This window comes from Sphingomonas sp. OTU376, from assembly GCF_038440415.1.
Classification (GTDB): domain Bacteria; phylum Pseudomonadota; class Alphaproteobacteria; order Sphingomonadales; family Sphingomonadaceae; genus Sphingomonas; species Sphingomonas kyeonggiensis_A.
The window spans coordinates 1-15,989 of sequence record NZ_JASATQ010000014.1; the positions used below are offsets into that span (position 1 = coordinate 1).

Genomic DNA, 15,989 nt, shown 5'->3' on the forward strand with positions numbered 1-15,989 from the left:
CCCACCCCCCCCCCGCCCCCCCCCCCCCCCCCCCCCCCCCCGGGGGCCCAGGGCCGCAAGGGACATGGCTCTGTTACCCTGGACCCCGGCCTTCGCCGGGGAGCAGAGAAAGGGAGGGGAATTAGGTGCCCGCTTCCTCCAGCGGCTCGACATCCACCGACACATGCATGTCCTGCGCGCCCGAGCCCAGGACGATGCCGTCGATCGGGGCGATCTCGGCATAGTCGCGGCCGATCGCCATCACGACATGGTCCTCGGCCATCCAGATGCCGTTGGTCGGATCGACCCCGACCCAGCCGAGATCGGGCCCGGCCCAGACCAGCACCCAGGCATGGGTGGCGTCGGCGCCGACCAGCCGGGGCTGGCCCGGCGGCGGCAGGGTGCGCAGATAGCCCGAGACATAGGCAGCCGGCAGCCCGGCGGCACGCAGGCCCGAGATCATGATCTGGGCGAAGTCCTGGCAGACCCCCCGGCGCTTGTCGAAGGCGGCGCGCGGCGGCGTATCGACCAGGGTCGCGCTGGGATCGAAATCGAATTCGCGCTGGATGCGGGTGGCGAGCGCATAGGCGGCTTCGAGCACGCCGCGATCCGGCGACAGGTCGGGCGCGCACCATTCGGCGATCGCGCCGTCGAGCGGGATCTGCGGCGAGGGGAAGAGATAGGATGCCGGGCTGGCCGGCGAGGCATCGCGGCTCTCCCGCGCCAGCCGCGCGATCCCGGCCAGCGTCGGATCGGACGGCGACGGCACCGGGATCGGGCGCTCGACCCGGATGCGCGCGCTGCTCTCGATCGTCAGCGTGCTGGTGGCGTTCTCCATCACCAGCCGCACGACATTGGCGAGCCCGGCTTCGGCGCGCGCCGGAAAGGTGCGCCCGCCCGGCTCGACCGACAGCGCATAGTCGAGCACTTCCTGGCCCGACCACAGGATCGGCTTGAGCCGCAGATTGCAGCGCGCGAAGCCGACCGGCTGCGCATAGTCGAACCGGGTGACGTGGCGGATGCGGTAGAGCATCAGGCGAGGACGAGCCCGGCGGCGCGCAGCGGCTCCGACCCTTGCAGGAAATAGCGGCGCGCGATCGCGTCCGACAGACTGGCGAGGCGCTGCTCGAGCACGGCGAGCAGCGCGTCGTCGGTGCGCATCGCGTTCGACGTCACCAGGATGGCGGCCAGTTCGCGCGCCTGCTCCTGCTGCGGCTCGGCCAAGCCATCATCGGACAGCACCGGCAGCTTGTTGAGATGGCCCGAGATCGCCGCGACCTGATAGGCGATGCCGCGCGGATTGCCCGGATCGAGCGTGACGAGATCGAGCACCGGCACCCGGGCGATCCCGGTCAGATAGCGCTGGCGATAGCTGATCTGGCTGTCCGCCAGGTCGAGCAGCGTGCCGAGATCGTCGCTTGTCGCATCCGCCCGGCCAAAGGCGCGCAGGAAACCGAGCGTCGCCATCGCCCGCTCGACGCGCCGGCCCATATCGTGGAATCGCCAGGCATCGGTACGGCCCATATGCTCGGCGGCGAGCCCGGCCAGCGCCGAATAGCGCCGCTGCAGCGAGCCGGCCTTTTCGAGCAGCGTGCCGCGCGTCGGGAAGGGCGCGTCGAGCAGCCGGACCATGTCGGCGGCCAGCCGGTCCCGCGAGACCTGGCCGATCAGCCGCGCCTGGGCGTTGATCGACGCGACGCTGTACCAGCCCTCGCCATCCTCCAGCGCCGTCCGGGCAAGCTGGGTGAGATCGGAGCGCTTGAGGCCGCCCGGCACCGGCGCGGCGTTGCTGCGGACCAGGATGTCGATCAGCTTGCGCACGGTATCGGCGGCGAGCGCGGCGCCGGTATCCGCGCTGATCGAATTGCCGAGCAGCACCCGGATCACCCCGAGCTGCGCCTCGCCGCGCTCGAGATAGCGGCCGAGCCAGAACATGTTGTCCGCCACCTGGCTGGGCAGGGTGCCGGGGTTGCGGCGCAGCTGGGTCGAATCGCCCGAGGGCAGCAGCGACACCGGCTCGACCGGATCGGGCCCATGGACGCAGACATCGGCGGACCACATGCCCTCGCCCATCACCGCGGCACGGGCATCGGCATGCTCGCCGATCCGGGCGAAGCCGCCGGGCAGCACCGTCCAGGCGCCATCGGGTCCACGCGCGGCGAACACGCGCAGGGTGAAGGGCCGCGCGGCGAGCCGGTCCTCGGCGACCACCGGCATGGTCGAGAGATGGACGACTTCCTGCCCGACATAATCCTGCGGCCGGCGCGCCATGTCGGCGAGCAGCGCGGCGCGCGCCTCGCCCTGCAGCGCCGAGCCCAGCACCGCCTTGGCCCCGGGCAGGCCGAGCGGCGGGACGCCGAAGGCGGACTTGACCAGCAGCCGGTCGAGCTCCGCCTCGACATGCGCCCGGGCATCGTCCTGCCCGCACCACCAGGTCGCGATATTGGGCAGCCTGAGCCCTTCGCCGGTCAGCAGCTCGGCGAGCCGCGGAAGGAAGGCGGCGAAGGCGGGCGCCTCGAGCAGCCCGGCGCCCGGCGCATTGGCGATGACGACATTGCCCGCGACCATCGCATCGACCAGCCCCGGCACGCCGATCGTCGAATGGCTGTCGAGCGCGAGCGGATCGAGCAGGCGCGGATCGAGCCGGCGCCACAGCGCGTCGACGCGCTTCAATCCGGCGATGGTGCGGACATAGAGCTTGTCGTCGAGCACCGCGAGATCGGCGCCCTCGACCAGCAGCCAGCCGAGATAGCGGGCGAGATGCGCCTGCTCGGCATAGCTCGGGTTGAGCCGGCCGGGGGTGAGCAAGGCGATGCGCGGCTCGGCACGGCGGCAGCGTGCGGCCAGCCCCTCGCGGAAGGCCGCGAAGAAAGGCGCGTGGCGGGCGATGTTGAGCCGGGTCTGGAGCCCGTCGAGCGTCTGCGCCATCGCCAGCCGGTTCTCGAGCGCATAGCCGGCGCCGGCGGGCGCGCGCAGGTGATCGGCGAGCACGCGCCATTCGCCGTTGGGCCCGCGGCACAGGTCGATCGCCAGCGCCTGGAGATGATAGCCGCCCGGCGGCACCGAATTGGTGAGCGGGCGCAGGAAGAAGGGGCTGCCGGTGACGAGCGCGGCGGGGACATGCCCGTCGGCGACCAGCCTGCCCGGGCCGTAGAGATCGGCGAGCACCTGCTCCATCACCTCGGCGCGCTGGGCGATGCCGGTAGCGATGCCGTCCCATTCGGCCTGGGGGATCAGCAGCGGGATCGGCGAGAGCGGCCAGGGGCGCTCCTCGCCCTCGCCGGCGATGCGGAAGCCGGTGCCGATATCCTCGGCATGGCGATGCGCGCGTTCGCGGGCGGTCTCGAGATTGTCGCCGGCGAGCCCGGCCAGTTCCTCGAACACGGCGGACCAGGCATCTCCGGCGGCGGCGCGCGCGCAGAGCACGTCGTCGCGCGGGGCGGACGCGCAATAGTCCGCGATCCACCGATCGGCGATCGTTCCCGCGTCGAACAGAGGTGCGGCGCTGCTCGCCAAGCTATCGTCCCCAGCTATACGGGGCGACTAGTGGGGCAATCGCTGCTGCGTGGCAACATGGGATGCGTACGTACGGCCATGCCGTGCACGCATCCCGTTGCGGTTCAGCGGACGAAGGTGAGCGTCGAGATGTGCATCACGCTGGCCACGTCCTGGCCGCCGAGCTTCGCCGGGGCGGTCTCGGTGTGCGAGGCGCTGACCAGGTAGCGGCCGGCGCCGAGCTGCGGCACGGTGATGCGGCCCGCGGCATCGGTGACGAAGCTCTTCTGCCAGCGATCGGGAGTGATGATCGACAGCTTGGCGTCGGCAAGCGGCTTGCCGCGGAAGAACAGGGTGAACTGGTCGCTGTTCGCCGCCACCGGCACCAGCTCGAGATCGAGCTTGTGGCTGGTCTCGCTGCGGCCGGCGCGGGCGTAGAAGATCGCGCCCTGCTTCGCCTCGCCCGCCTGCCAGGGCTCGAACACCGCATCGTCGCGCACGCGGACATCGCCGGTGCCCGGGATCGCGGCCTCGATATGGTTGGCGCGGCGGGTGAGCGCCCCCGTGCTGCCGACCAGCTGCGGCTTTTGCAGCTTGGGGAATTCGGGGTCGCCCTGGGCGGGCACCGCTTCGTTGGGCTCGCCCAGATAGATGCGCGCCGGGCCCTTGCCGTCATGCTCGACCCAGATCTCGTGCGCGGCGGCCGGGGCGGCGATCAGCATCGCGGCGGCGGCAAGCAGAAGCTTCTTCATCGTCACTCTCCTCGCTTGGGACGAGGGAGGCGCCGGACACGCCTCCCTGCCCCCCTTATCAAAAGCGGTAGCTGGCGCCGACCGTGAAGTTGCGCGGCGCGCCGTAGCGATACTGGCTGAACGTGCCCATCTGGCTGTAATAGGTCTTGTCGAGCAGGTTCTCGACATTGGCCTGGACCGACAGATTGTCGCTCACCGCATAGCGCGCCATCAGGTTGACCAGCGCGAACCCGCCCTGCTCGAAGCGGAACGGCGCGGCGGTGACCGGGTTGGCCGCGACGGTATAGGCTTCGCTGCGATAGTTGACGCCGCCGCCGAAGGTCAGGCGATCGAGCGTGTAGGTGGTGAACAGCTTGAGCAGGCGGCGCGGCTGCTCGGTATTGGCGGCGACGCCGTCGCGGTCCTCGGCCTTGAACTGGCTATAGCCGAAATTGATGTTCCAGCCGGGCAGCAGCTTGCCGGTCGCCTCGATCTCGAAGCCCTGGCTGGTCACGCCCTGCGCGGCGACATAGGTCTGCTGCGGCAGACCCCCGCCCGGCGGGGTGACCATGATGTCGGGCTGGCCGACATTGTCCTGCTCGATGCGGAACAGCGCGACCGAGGTCTGCAGCGCATCGTTGAAGAAGGCGCTCTTGAGGCCGACCTCATAGGCCTTGCCCTCGAGCGGCGCGATCAGCTCGAGCGTGCGGGTGCGCAGGTTCTGGGGCTGGAAGATCCGGGTGTAGCTCGCATAGAGCCGGTGGTTCGAGGTGATGTCGAGCAGCGCGCCGACATAGGGGATGAACTCGTCGCTCTTGCCGTAGTTGCTCGAGCCGCTCCACGCGAAGCCGCGCTGGTGCCAGCTGGCGAGGCGGCCGCCGGCGATGATCTTGAGCGGATCGGCGATGTTGAGGCGGACCGCGCCATAATAGCCGGTCTGCTCGATCCGCTCCTGCTCGTTGCGCACCGCCGTGGTGCCGAACACCGGCTCGGGGAAGAGCGCGCCTTCGCGGCCCAGGACGGGCACGTTGGTGGCCCAGGAGTTCAGCCCGGTGCCCCAGGCCGGGTTATTCTCGGTATAGGGCGCCACGAAATTGTCGGTGTAGCGGTTGAGCACGCTGTGCAGCGCGCCGAGCACGACTTCGTGATCGCGGCCGAACAGCTTGACGCTGCCCTTGATCTGCCCGTCGAAGCTTTCCTGCGTGCTCACGCCCTTCGACTTGTAGGGGTTGCTGCTGGCGATCGTGCCGGTCGCGCGATCGGCAGTGCCGTACATGTAGAGCAGCTGGGTATCGCCGGTGTTGCGCAGCTGGTTGTAGTTGGCGGTGATGCTCCAGCGATCGCCGATCTCCTGGCGGATCGTGGCGAAGATGTTGCGGTTGGTCGAGTTCCAATAGGTCCAGTCGGCCGCGGTGGTCTGCGAGCGGTCGAGGTCGGTGGTGACCGATCCGTCATTGTAGAAGGTCGGCAGCGCACCCCAGGTCGCGCCCTTGGGCTTGGTGTCCTGATAGCTGATGCCCGCGCGGACCAGCGTGGTGTCGGTCACATCGGCATCGACCACGCCGTAGAGCACGTACTTCTTGGTGTGCAGCAGATCGGTGAAGTTCTTGCCATTCTCGTAGCGGCCCACCGCGCGAACGCGGATGCGACCATCCGCGTCGAGCGCGCCGCCGACATCGGCCGAGACGCGATAGGTGTTCCAGCTGCCGGCGCTGGCATCGACATAGCCGGTCCATTCCTTCGCATCGGCATGCTTGCGGACAAGGTTGACCGAGGCCGAGGGATCGCCGGCACCCGAGAGCAGACCAGTTGCGCCGCGCACGATCTCGACGCGCTCATAGATCGACATGTCGATGCTGGTCTCGCCATTGCCGCCGGCGAGCGTCCAGGCGGCGGGAACGCCGTCCACCTGGGTATTCCGGATCTCGAAGCCGCGCGCGTAGAAGGTGTTGCGGACGTCATCGACTTCGTTGACCGCGACGCCGACCGCGTTGTTGATGACATCGGCGACGCTGATCAGATTCTGGTCGAGGATGCGCTGGGCGGTGACGATGCTCACCGATTGCGGCGTCTCGCGCACGGTCAGGCCCAGCCCGGTGGCGGTGTCGATCTTGTCGGGGATCGTGTAGCGGCCGCTGACGACGATCTCCTCACCCTCCGCCGGCTTCTGCGCGTCCGCCGTCTGGGCGAAGGCGGGCGTAGCGAGCGCGCACAGCGCGGCACCGAGCGAGAGGGTAAGCTTGAACGTCAAGATTGCGGATCCCTTTTCCTGCGGATGGTGCGTCGCGCTTCCGGCGACGTCGCGCAGGGCCCTAATACTATTGAGAATCGTTTGCAATACATCTTCACTTCCTCGTGAATGCGCGTTGCGCAAGCGCGGTTGCGCGGCGGCAAACCTTTGGATGATTGGGAAGACCGGTGTCCGGGCGCATATCCGCGAGCATCCCGCCCTCCATTGGAGTTGCGCCCCATGCCCCCGATCCCGCTCGACCGCCGCGGCTTTTCCCGTGCCGCGCTTGCTTCGCTTGCCGTAACGCTGGCCGGCCCTGCGCTCGCTCGCCCCGCGCCCGTGAAGGCGCGCAACGTGGTGCTCGTCCACGGCCTGTTCGCCGATGGCTCGTCCTGGTCCGAAGTGATCCCGCTGCTCCAGGATCGCGGGCTCAACGTCACCTCGGTGCAGAACCCGCTGACCAGCCTGCCCGACGCGGTGGCCGAGGCGACGCGGGTGCTCGATCGCCAGGACGGGCCGACCGTGCTGGCCGGGCACAGCTTCTCGGGCATGATCGTCACCGAGGCGGGCATGCATCCGAACGTGTCGTCGCTGGTCTATGTCGCCGCACGCGCGCCCGATGCCGGCGAGGATTATGCGGCGCTCGCCGCGAAATACCCGACGCCGCCGGCGAGCGCCGGCATCGTCTATGACGGCGACGAGGGCCGGCTGGGCGAAACGGCGTTCCTGCGCGATTTCGCCGGCGACCTGCCGCCCCGCAAGGCGAAGGCGCTCTTCGCGGTGCAGCAGCCCTTCCACAAGCTGCTGCTGACCGGCCGAACCACCCAGGCGGCGTGGCGCAGCAAGCCGAGCTGGTATGCCGTCTCGACCGAGGACCGCACGATCAACCCCGATCTCGAGCGCTTCATGGCGAAGCGGATGAGTGCGACGACGATCGAGCTCAAGTCGAGCCATGTCTCGCTGATCTCGCATCCCCAGGCGATCGCGCGGCTGATCCTGGAGGCGGCGGGGCAGGCCTGATCCGCGATCGGGCTTGCGGTTTTCGCGCGAGCCCGACACCAATCCGCGCAAGGCATCGCGGAGGGGATCAGTGAGCGAAATCGCGGAAACGCCGGCAGCGAACGGCGCTGCGGCGGCAACGGAAGTCGAGGCGCCCGACCGGACCGCCACCGGCAAGGAACATTTCGAAGTCCTGGACGGCCTGCGCGGGACCGCCGCGCTGATCGTGGTGATCTTCCACATCCAGGGCATCACCGTGATGTGGGACGGCGCCAAGGTGGTGCTGCACCACGCCCCGCTCGCGGTGGATTTCTTCTTCGCGCTGTCGGGCTTCGTGATCGGCTATGCCTATGACGATCGCTGGGAGCGGATGACCACCGGCCGCTTCCTGGCGCTACGGCTGATCCGGCTGCACCCGCTGGTGATCCTCGGCGCCTTGCTCGGGCTGGCGAGCTATCTGTTCGATCCCTTTGCCGGCAAATTGCAGGCGGTGCCGCTGGCCTCGGTGCTGGGCGCCTTTGCGCTGTGCCTGTTCGCGCTGCCGAGCTGGCCGCTGGCCAATCGCTGGACCGACACCCACCCGCTCAATGGGCCGATCTGGACGCTGTTCCAGGAATATATCGGCAACCTCGCCTATGCGCTGGTGCTGCGCCGGCTGCGCGCGCGCTGGCTCGCGCTGCTGGCGGTGGCGAGCGGCGTGGTGCTGGCGGTCGGGGCGACGCTGCACGGCACGCTCGACCAGGGCTCCTATTGGGAGACCTTCTGGATGGCGCCGGTGCGGCTGTTCTTCCCGTTCCTCACCGGACTGTGGCTCTACCGGGTGCGCGACCGGCTGCCCGATATAAGGATCGGCTGGCTGCCGCTGTCGATCGCGATGCTCGCCGCCATCGCCGCGCCGACGCTGCCGCCGGTGGGCGGGATCAAGATCAACGGGCTCTACGAGGCGCTGGTGGTCATCCTGATCTTTCCCGCGATCCTCGTCGCGGGCCGCCATTCCGAGGCGGGGCGCGGCATGCTCTGGCTATGCAAGGCGAGCGGGCGCATCTCCTACCCGATCTACATCACCCATTTCCCATTCCTCTATCTCTGGATGAACTTCGTCGCGACGGGGCATGCATCGACGGGCCAGCTGCTCGCGATCGGCACCGCGCTGGTGCCATCGCTGCTGCTGGTGGCCTGGCTGGCCTATCGCTTCTGGGACGTGCCGATCCGCACCCGGCTGGGGGTCTGGCTGCGCGCGCGGGGCTGAGGATCGGCGACCCCCGGCCCCGCGCACCGGTTCAGCGCGTGGCCGGCGTCGCCACCGCAGCGGTGGGAGCGGGCGCCGGTGCCGCGACCGGCTGGGGCGGCAGCTCGGGCAGGTCCTCGACCCCGGGCAGGTCCCAGCGATCCATGGTCATCGCCGAGCAGCTATAGGTGGCGCGGTCGCGTAGCGGCGCGGGCTTCAGCGATGCGGCAAGCGCGGGCTGGCCGGCGCTCAGCACGCCGCGCGCATCCTCGATATGCGAGGTCCAGGCCATGGCGTTGAGCCATTCGCCATTCGCCAGCCCCACGCCCATATAGGGCACGAAATCGCCCAGATAGACGGTGTCGCCCGCCTCGACATGGAAGGTCGGCGCGCCGAAGCAATAGGTGTTCGAGCTCGGCAGATTGCCCGCCGCGCTCGACGAGATCACATAATCGCCCGGCGTGATCCGCATCGCATGCACCTCGTACAGCGCCTTGCGATCCTTGCTCCTGGCGTTCAGCGTATAGGTCGTCGTGTCGCCGGTCTTCTTCCAGTCCCTGGGCCGGTAGAGCAGGTCGCGGACGTTCACGTCGTAGCGGGTGATCGAGAAATTGCCCGACTTGCCGGCACTGCCCTCGTCGGGGCGGCGGAAGCCGAAGACCAGCACCGCCTCGCCCGGCGCGACCACCACGGGCACCTTGGGATCCGCCTTCTTGCCCAGATAGAGCGTGCCCGGCCCGGTCAGCGGCGCGTCGAGCTTGAGCTTGCGATCGGGGCCCACCGTGAAGCTGGTGCGCTCGGTGATCCCGCCCATCACCTGCTGGGCGCCGACGATCGAGTTGAAATAGTCGTTGCGCTGGGCATCGGTCATCGCGCCGACCTTCGCGGCGGTGTCCGAGGGCACGTCGATCAGCCGCCAGCCCTTGATCAGCAGGCAGGCGCGGCGATTGGCGCGGCGCTGCTTGCCCTGCGAGATCGCGCTGCCGATCAGCCCGCCGATCAGCCCGCCCGCACCCGCCGCGACCGGCGAGATGATCTGCGGATTGTAATAGACCGGGATCATGCCGCCCGGCGTGCGCGATCCCCGCGCGATCAGCCGGCAATCCTGCCAGTCGGCGTCATATTGCGCGCGCGTGGCGCCGGGCTTGTTGTAGAAGCGGGTATCCTTGAGGTCGCGCGCCGCATCCTCGGCGATTTCCTCGGGCGTGTCGTCGGTGGCGGCCGGCTTTTGCGCCACCGGCGCGGGCTTGACCTCGTCGATATGGGCATAGGTCACTGCCTGGCCATGGGCCGATTGCACGGTGAACGCCGCGGCGACGGCCGCGGTCATAAGAAGCCTGGAGCGCATACATCCCCCTATTTGCGCATTTTGGAATAGGGAGGATTAACCAGCTTTGGGACCTCGTCCAGACGGAGTTTCAACCAGTTGCGGGCTATCTCAAACGTCCGGCAGCACCTGCTCGGCAAGCCCCCAGCCCTGCAGCGCGCGGCCGGTGGCGCGCGCCAGCAGCTCGGCACTGTCCCGGATCGAGAAATGCCTCGGGCTGTCGATGTCGCGCAGCTCGCTCCACGTCACCGGCGCCGCCACCGGCGCGCCTTCGCGGGCGCGGGCGACATAGGGCAGCACCGCCGTGCTGCCACGCTGGTTGCGCAGGTAGTCGATGAAGATCTTGCCCTTGCGGCTCGCTTTCTTGAGGTTGGCGGTGAAGCGCTCGGGCTCCGCCTCCGCCAGCGCGCGGGAGAAACGCTCACAGAAGCTCTTCGCCGCGGGCCATTCGGCTTTAGGGGTCAGCGGCACCACCACATGCACGCCCTTGCCGCCCGAGAGCAGCGGCCAGCTGGTCAGCCCGAGCTCGGCGAGATGCTCCTTGATGTCGGCCGCCGCCTTCTTCACGTCCTCGAAGCCCAGCCCCTCGTCGGGATCGAGGTCGAACACCAGCCGGTCGGGCTTCTCGACATCGGCGACCAGGCTGCCCCAGCCGTGGAACTCGATCGTCCCCATCTGGACGCAGGCCATGATCCCGTCGGCGTCGTCGAGATAGAGATAGGGTTCGACCGAGCCGTCCTTCTCGCGGATATCGACATGGTGGACATGGTCGCCGAAGCTGCCGGCGTCGTGCTTCTGGAAGAAGCATTGCCGCGCCCGGCCCTGCGGGCAGCGCACCAGGCTGATCGGCCGGTTGGCGAGCCAGGGCAAAGTGATCGGCGCGGTGGCGAGATAATAGTCGGCAAGGTCGCCCTTGGTGAGATCGTCGCCGGGGAAGATCACCCGCTCGCGGCTGCTGATCTTCACGGCGGAAGCGGGCGTTTCCGGTAGCTTGGCGGGCCTCTCCGCCACCACGTCCTTCACCTTCTTGTCCTCGCGCAGGCCGATGAAGCTGGCATGGCGCACGACATTCTCGGCGGTGAATTCGGCAAAGGCGATCTCGGCGACCAGCTTTGGCTGCACCCAATGCGCGCCGCGCGCTTCGGCTTTCGGCACCTTGGCGGCCGGCTTGTCGGCGGCGATCCCGTCGAGCCGCTCGCGCAGGGCATGCAGCGTGTCGGTGCTGAACCCGGTGCCGACCTTGCCGGCATAGACGAGCCCGTCCGGCCCGTTCAGCCCGAGCAGCAGCGAGCGGAAGCCGCGTCCCTTCGCGCTCGACGGCAGCCAGCCGAGGATCACGAACTCCTGGCGGCGGATGCACTTAGTCTTGAGCCAGGCCCTGGTCCGGGTGCCGCGATAGGGCGCGTCGGCGCGCTTGGAGACGACGCCCTCATAGCCTTCGCGGCACATCGTCTCGAACAGCTTCTCGCCGCTGCCCAGCACATGCTCGGAGAAGTGGATGCGGGCATCCGCCCCCTCCAGCAGCGCGCGCAGCCGTTCCTTGCGGGCGAGCTGGGGGAGCTTGCCCAGGTCCTCGCCGCCCGCTTCCAGCAGGTCGAAGGCGAACATCACCAGCCCCTCGCCGCCATGGGACAAAGCTTCCTGGAGCGAGGAGAAATCGGGCTTTCCGTCCTTCAGCGCGACGATCTCGCCGTCGATCAGCGCCGGGCCGGGCAGGCTGGCCGCGGCTTCGGCGATGCCGGGGAAGCGATCGGTCCAGTCGAGCCCGGTGCGGGTGTAGATCTTCGGGCCGCCCGCGCCGATGCTGAGCAGCGCACGATAGCCGTCATATTTCACCTCGTGCAGCCACTGGTTGCCGGCGGGCACGGTGTCGACCAGCGTCGCGAGCTGGGGCTTCTGGAAAGCGGGCGACTTCATTCCTCCCCGAGCTTTGCTCGGGGAGGGGGACCGACGCGAAGCGGCGGTGGAGGGGCCGGCGCGCTTCGCGCCGGTTACACCGTCGCGCCCCTCCACCCCCGGCCTTCGGCCGGCGGTCCCCCTCCCCGAAGCAAGCTCGGGGAGGATTTTAGAGGGCTTCCCCTCCGCGATCTCCTGCATCGTCCGCCCGGTCTTCACGCTGGTCAGCGCGGTCTCGACCAGCGCGTCGGTGGCGCCGGCATATTCGTCGTCGATCTTGCGCAGCAGCCAGTTCTCGGACTTCTCCTTGCCGCGCGGCTTGAGCCGGATCAGCAGCCATTCGCCCTGCATCCGGTCGCCGTCGAGGGTGAAGTGGAGATGGCCCTTCTCCAGGTCCTTTTCGCTCTTGCCCTTGATCGGTGCCCAGGTCCCCTCATCCCACAGCATCACCGTGCCGCCGCCATATTCGCCCTTGGGGATCACGCCTTCGAAATCGGCATAGGAAAGCGGATGGTCCTCGGTGCGCACCGCCAGCCGCTTCTCGTCCGGATCGAGGCTCGGCCCGCGCGTCACCGCCCAGCTCTTGAGCACGCCGTCGATCTCCAGCCGGAAATCCCAATGCAGGCGGGTCGCGTCGTGCTTCTGCACCATGAAACGGTGCCCGCCGCCCTTGGCCAGCTTGCCCGCCGGCTCCGCCGTCTTCGCGAAATCGCGCTTGGCGTTGTATTTGGCGAGGAGATCGGGGGACTTGGCCATCAATCCGTCATCCCGGCGAAAGCCGGGATCTCCCTGTTATGGAGCGAACGCCTGCCGCACGAGATTCCGGCTTTCGCCGGGATGACGAGGAACATCCTCACGCCCGCTTCTTCGCCGGGGCCTTGGCCGCCGGCTTGGCCTTCGCCGCCCGGCTCGCCTTCGCCTCGGGCTTCTCCAGCGATTTCTTGAGCGCCGCCATCAGATCGACCACGTTCGAGCCGCGGCTCTCCTTGCCGTCGCCCGCATCCTCGATGATTTTCCTGCCCTTCGCCTTTTGCTTGCGCACGATCAGGTCCTTGAGCGCATCGACATAGCGATCGTGGAATTTCTTCGGATCGAAGGCCGCGACCTTCTTCTCGATCAGGCTTTCGGCCAGCCCGAGCAGCTCGGGATCGGGCGCGTCGTCGGGAATGTCGCGGAAATAGCCCTGCGCCTTGTTGACCTCATCGGCATAGCGCAGCGTCTCCAGCACCATGCCGCGCCCGCACGGCTTGAGGCTGACGACATATTCCCGCCCGCGCATCGCCAGCTGGCCCAGCCCCACCTTGCGGGTGCGCCGCAACGCCTCGCGCAGCACGATGAACGCTTCCTCGGCCAGGTCGTCGGCGGGCACGACGAAATAGGGGCGTTCGTAATAGAGCACGTCGATCTCGTCGGCATCGACGAACTGGGTGAGCTCGAGCGTCTTCTTCGATTCGAGCTTCACCGCATCGATCTCGTCCTGCTCGAGCAGGACATATTCGCCCTTCTCGACCTCGAACCCCTTCACGATCTCCTCGGGCTCGACCGCGCCGACGCCAGGGGCGACCTTCTCATATTTGATGCGCTTGCCGCTCGGCTCGTGGATCTGGTGGAAGCTGATCTGCGCGCCCGATTTGGTCGCGGTGTAGATCTCCACCGGGATCGACACGAGCGCCAGCCGTATCTGTCCCTGCCAATAGGCGCGCGCCGCCATCTCGCTCTCCTCGTTGCGAAGCCGATTCAATGTGCCAGCAAAGGAGTCGTTCCTCGACACCCGTTCGGGGGAGGCGTAGAGCCCCGGGCCATGAGCACCGATCCGTTCGAACTGTTCGACAGCTGGTACCGGGAAGCGCGGGAAAGCGAGCCCAACGACTCCAACGCGATGACGCTGGCGACCGTGAGCGCGGACGGCCAGCCTTCCGCCCGCATCGTCCTGTTGAAGGGCCACGGACCGGACGGCTTCGTCTTCTACACCAACCGCGAAAGCCGCAAGGCGCAGGAACTGCACGAAGGCGCGAAGGTCGCCCTGCTCTTCCACTGGAAGTCGCTGCGCCGCCAGATCCGCATCGAGGGCGGCGTCAGCTTCGCCACCGATGCCGAGAGCGACGCCTATTTCGCCAGCCGCGCGCGCGATTCCCAGCTCGGCGCCTGGGCATCGGACCAGTCCCACCCGCTCGACAGCCGCGAGACGTTCGAAGCCCGTTTCGAGGACGTGAAGGCGCGGTTCGCGGGCCAGGACGTGCCCCGCCCGCCGCATTGGGGCGGCTACCGCGTCACTCCGACGCGAATCGAGTTCTGGCAGGACCGTGCCCACCGGCTGCACGAGCGCCGGCTGTTCACCCGCGCCGGCGCCGGCTGGTCCGAGGGCCTGCTATATCCATGAGCTCCTGGCGATGAACAACCTCGCCCGCCGCGCCGCGCTCGCCAGCGTCTGCTCCGCGATCCTGCTGGGCGCGCTCAAGGCATGGGCCGCCTGGACGACCGGGTCGGTCGCCGTGCTCGCCAGCCTGGCGGATTCGGTGCTCGACCTGTTTGCCTCGCTGGTCACGCTGGGCGGCGTCCACTGGGCCTCGCAGCCGGCCGACGAGAATCACCGCTTCGGGCATGGCAAGGCCGAGGCACTGGCCGCGCTCTTCCAGGTCGTGGTCGTCGCCATCTCGGCGCTCGCCATCCTGATCCGCGCGATCGAGCGGCTGCAGACCGGCGATGTCTCGGCTTCGCCCGAATCGGGCATCATCGTCAGCATGATCGCGATCGTCGTCACGCTCGCGCTCACCCGCTATCAGCAGCATGTGATCGACCAGACCGGCTCGGTCGCGATCGGCGCGGACCGGATCCACTATACCTCGGACCTGATGCTCAACGCCGCGGTGATCGCCGCGCTCGCGCTCGATGCCTGGGGCCTGCGCGGCGCGGACCCGGTGTTCGGCATCGCCATCGCCTTCTGGCTGCTGTTTGGCGCCTGGCGCGCCAGCGAAGCCGCGATCGACCAGCTGATGGACAAGGAATGGCCCGAGGAGCGCCGCCGCGCCTTTGTCGAGGTCGCGGCGCGCAATCCGGCGCTCCGGAGCCTGCACGACCTGCGCACCCGCTCCAGCGGCAATCGCGACTTCGTCCAGTTCCACATCTCGATGAACCCGGCGATGACGATCCTCCAGGCGCATGACGTGGTCGAGGCGCTGGAGACCGAGTTGGGCGCGGCCTTTCCAGGCACCGAGATCCTGATCCATGTCGATCCGGACGGCCATGTCGACGAGCCCGAAAACCCGATGACCGAAGCCAATTTGTTGAAGGACGCCGAGTGACCCTGCCTTTCGCCCAGATCGATGCCTTTGCCGACCGTCCCTTCACCGGCAACCAGGCCGCGGTTATGCCGCTGGAGGCCTGGCTGCCCGACGAGACGCTCCTGGCGATCGCGGCGGAGAACAACCTCGCCGAGACGGCGTTCATCATTCCCGATGCGAGCGGCGAGGCCGATTTCGAGCTGCGCTGGTTCACCCCCGCCGTCGAAGTCGCGCTGTGCGGCCATGCCACGCTGGCGAGCGGCCATTTCGTGCTGTCGGCCGATCCGGCGCGCGAGCGCGTGACCTTCCGCACCCGCAAGGCCGGCATCCTCGAAGTGCGCCGTGACGGCGATTCCTATGCGATGGCGCTGCCCGCCTATCCGCCCGAGCCCGCCGAGGTGCCCGGCCTGCTCGAGGCGCTGGGCGTCGGCATCGGCGAGACGCTGCGCCATCCCAATGGCTATGACCTGACCGTGCTGGAAAGCGCCGAGGCGGTGCTCGCGCTCAAGCCCGATTTCCGCAAGCTTGCCGCGATCGGCGACACGCTCAACATCGTGACCGCGCCGGGCACCGATACCGACGTGGTCAGCCGCGTCTTCGCGCCGGCGGCGGGGATCGACGAGGATCCGGTCACCGGCTCGGCGCATTCGGTGCTGACGCCCTATTGGGCGAAGCGCCTCGGCCGCGACACGTTCAGCGCCTATCAGGCCTCGGCGCGCGGCGGCCATATCGCCTGCGGGCTCGCCGGCGACCGGGTGATCCTGGGCGGCAAGTGCGTGACCGTGATCGTCGGCGAATTCGCGCTCGAGGGCGCCGGCTAGGG

General features: G+C 68.5%; 12 protein-coding genes. 5 read left to right on the plus strand and 7 right to left on the minus strand.

The window, feature by feature from the left end; genetic code table 11:
• Nucleotides 1–121 precede the first annotated feature (121 nt).
• The 4 genes from AAHM44_RS08100 to AAHM44_RS08115 all read right to left on the minus strand — a co-directional run bounded on the left by AAHM44_RS08100 (nucleotide 122) and on the right by AAHM44_RS08115 (nucleotide 6,456).
• On the minus strand, nucleotides 122–1,012 hold the full coding sequence (locus tag AAHM44_RS08100) for a transglutaminase family protein (protein WP_342249633.1): 891 nt from the start codon (nucleotides 1,010–1,012) through the stop codon (nucleotides 122–124).
• Nucleotides 1,012–3,495, minus strand: coding sequence for a circularly permuted type 2 ATP-grasp protein (locus AAHM44_RS08105; protein ID WP_342249634.1), 2,484 nt, complete (start codon nucleotides 3,493–3,495; stop codon nucleotides 1,012–1,014). Before AAHM44_RS08105 ends, AAHM44_RS08100 begins: the two co-directional genes overlap by 1 nt.
• Before the next feature lie 104 nt (nucleotides 3,496–3,599).
• Entirely contained in the window at nucleotides 3,600–4,226 is a 627-nt protein-coding gene (locus AAHM44_RS08110) for a DUF4198 domain-containing protein (protein ID WP_342249635.1), read from the minus strand.
• A 58-nt stretch (nucleotides 4,227–4,284) separates the two neighbouring features.
• Nucleotides 4,285–6,456 carry a TonB-dependent siderophore receptor gene (locus AAHM44_RS08115; protein ID WP_342249636.1) on the minus strand — a complete coding sequence of 724 codons (2,172 nt, stop codon included), beginning with the start codon at nucleotides 6,454–6,456 and terminating at the stop codon, nucleotides 4,285–4,287.
• 219 nt (nucleotides 6,457–6,675) lie between these two features.
• On the opposite strand from AAHM44_RS08115, the gene AAHM44_RS08120 reads away from it, so the two are divergent.
• Nucleotides 6,676–7,455 (plus strand): alpha/beta fold hydrolase, encoded by a 780-nt coding sequence (locus AAHM44_RS08120; protein WP_342249637.1) that lies wholly within the window; start codon nucleotides 6,676–6,678, stop codon nucleotides 7,453–7,455.
• A 70-nt stretch (nucleotides 7,456–7,525) separates the two neighbouring features.
• The gene (locus AAHM44_RS08125) at nucleotides 7,526–8,683 is read left to right on the plus strand and encodes an acyltransferase family protein (RefSeq protein WP_342249638.1); all 1,158 of its coding nucleotides are present in this window, start codon (nucleotides 7,526–7,528) and stop codon (nucleotides 8,681–8,683) included.
• A 31-nt stretch (nucleotides 8,684–8,714) separates the two neighbouring features.
• Here AAHM44_RS08125 and AAHM44_RS08130 read toward each other — a convergent pair whose 3' ends face one another.
• The 3 genes from AAHM44_RS08130 to ku all read right to left on the minus strand — a co-directional run bounded on the left by AAHM44_RS08130 (nucleotide 8,715) and on the right by ku (nucleotide 13,596).
• Complete coding sequence (locus tag AAHM44_RS08130) at nucleotides 8,715–9,992, minus strand: hypothetical protein (protein WP_342249639.1); 1,278 nt, start codon at nucleotides 9,990–9,992, stop codon at nucleotides 8,715–8,717.
• Between the two features lie 108 nt (nucleotides 9,993–10,100).
• Nucleotides 10,101–12,641, minus strand: coding sequence for a DNA ligase D (ligD, locus tag AAHM44_RS08135; RefSeq protein WP_342249640.1), 2,541 nt, complete (start codon nucleotides 12,639–12,641; stop codon nucleotides 10,101–10,103).
• 97 nt (nucleotides 12,642–12,738) lie between these two features.
• Nucleotides 12,739–13,596, minus strand: a complete 858-nt coding sequence (gene ku, locus AAHM44_RS08140; protein ID WP_342249641.1) for a non-homologous end joining protein Ku — start codon at nucleotides 13,594–13,596, stop codon at nucleotides 12,739–12,741.
• A 24-nt stretch (nucleotides 13,597–13,620) separates the two neighbouring features.
• Between ku and pdxH the strand changes: the two genes are divergently transcribed.
• From pdxH to AAHM44_RS08155, 3 genes are read left to right on the plus strand one after another with little or no spacing between them, the layout of a single operon-like run.
• Nucleotides 13,621–14,265: a pyridoxamine 5'-phosphate oxidase gene (gene pdxH, locus AAHM44_RS08145; protein ID WP_446745971.1), complete on the plus strand. Its 645-nt coding sequence runs from the start codon at nucleotides 13,621–13,623 to the stop codon at nucleotides 14,263–14,265.
• Between the two features lie 10 nt (nucleotides 14,266–14,275).
• Nucleotides 14,276–15,187, plus strand: a complete 912-nt coding sequence (locus AAHM44_RS08150; RefSeq protein ID WP_269573498.1) for a cation diffusion facilitator family transporter — start codon at nucleotides 14,276–14,278, stop codon at nucleotides 15,185–15,187.
• Nucleotides 15,184–15,987: a PhzF family phenazine biosynthesis protein gene (locus tag AAHM44_RS08155; RefSeq protein WP_342249643.1), complete on the plus strand. Its 804-nt coding sequence runs from the start codon at nucleotides 15,184–15,186 to the stop codon at nucleotides 15,985–15,987. The genes AAHM44_RS08150 and AAHM44_RS08155 overlap by 4 nt, the downstream gene beginning before the upstream one ends.
• The last annotated feature ends 2 nt before the right edge of the window (nucleotides 15,988–15,989 follow it).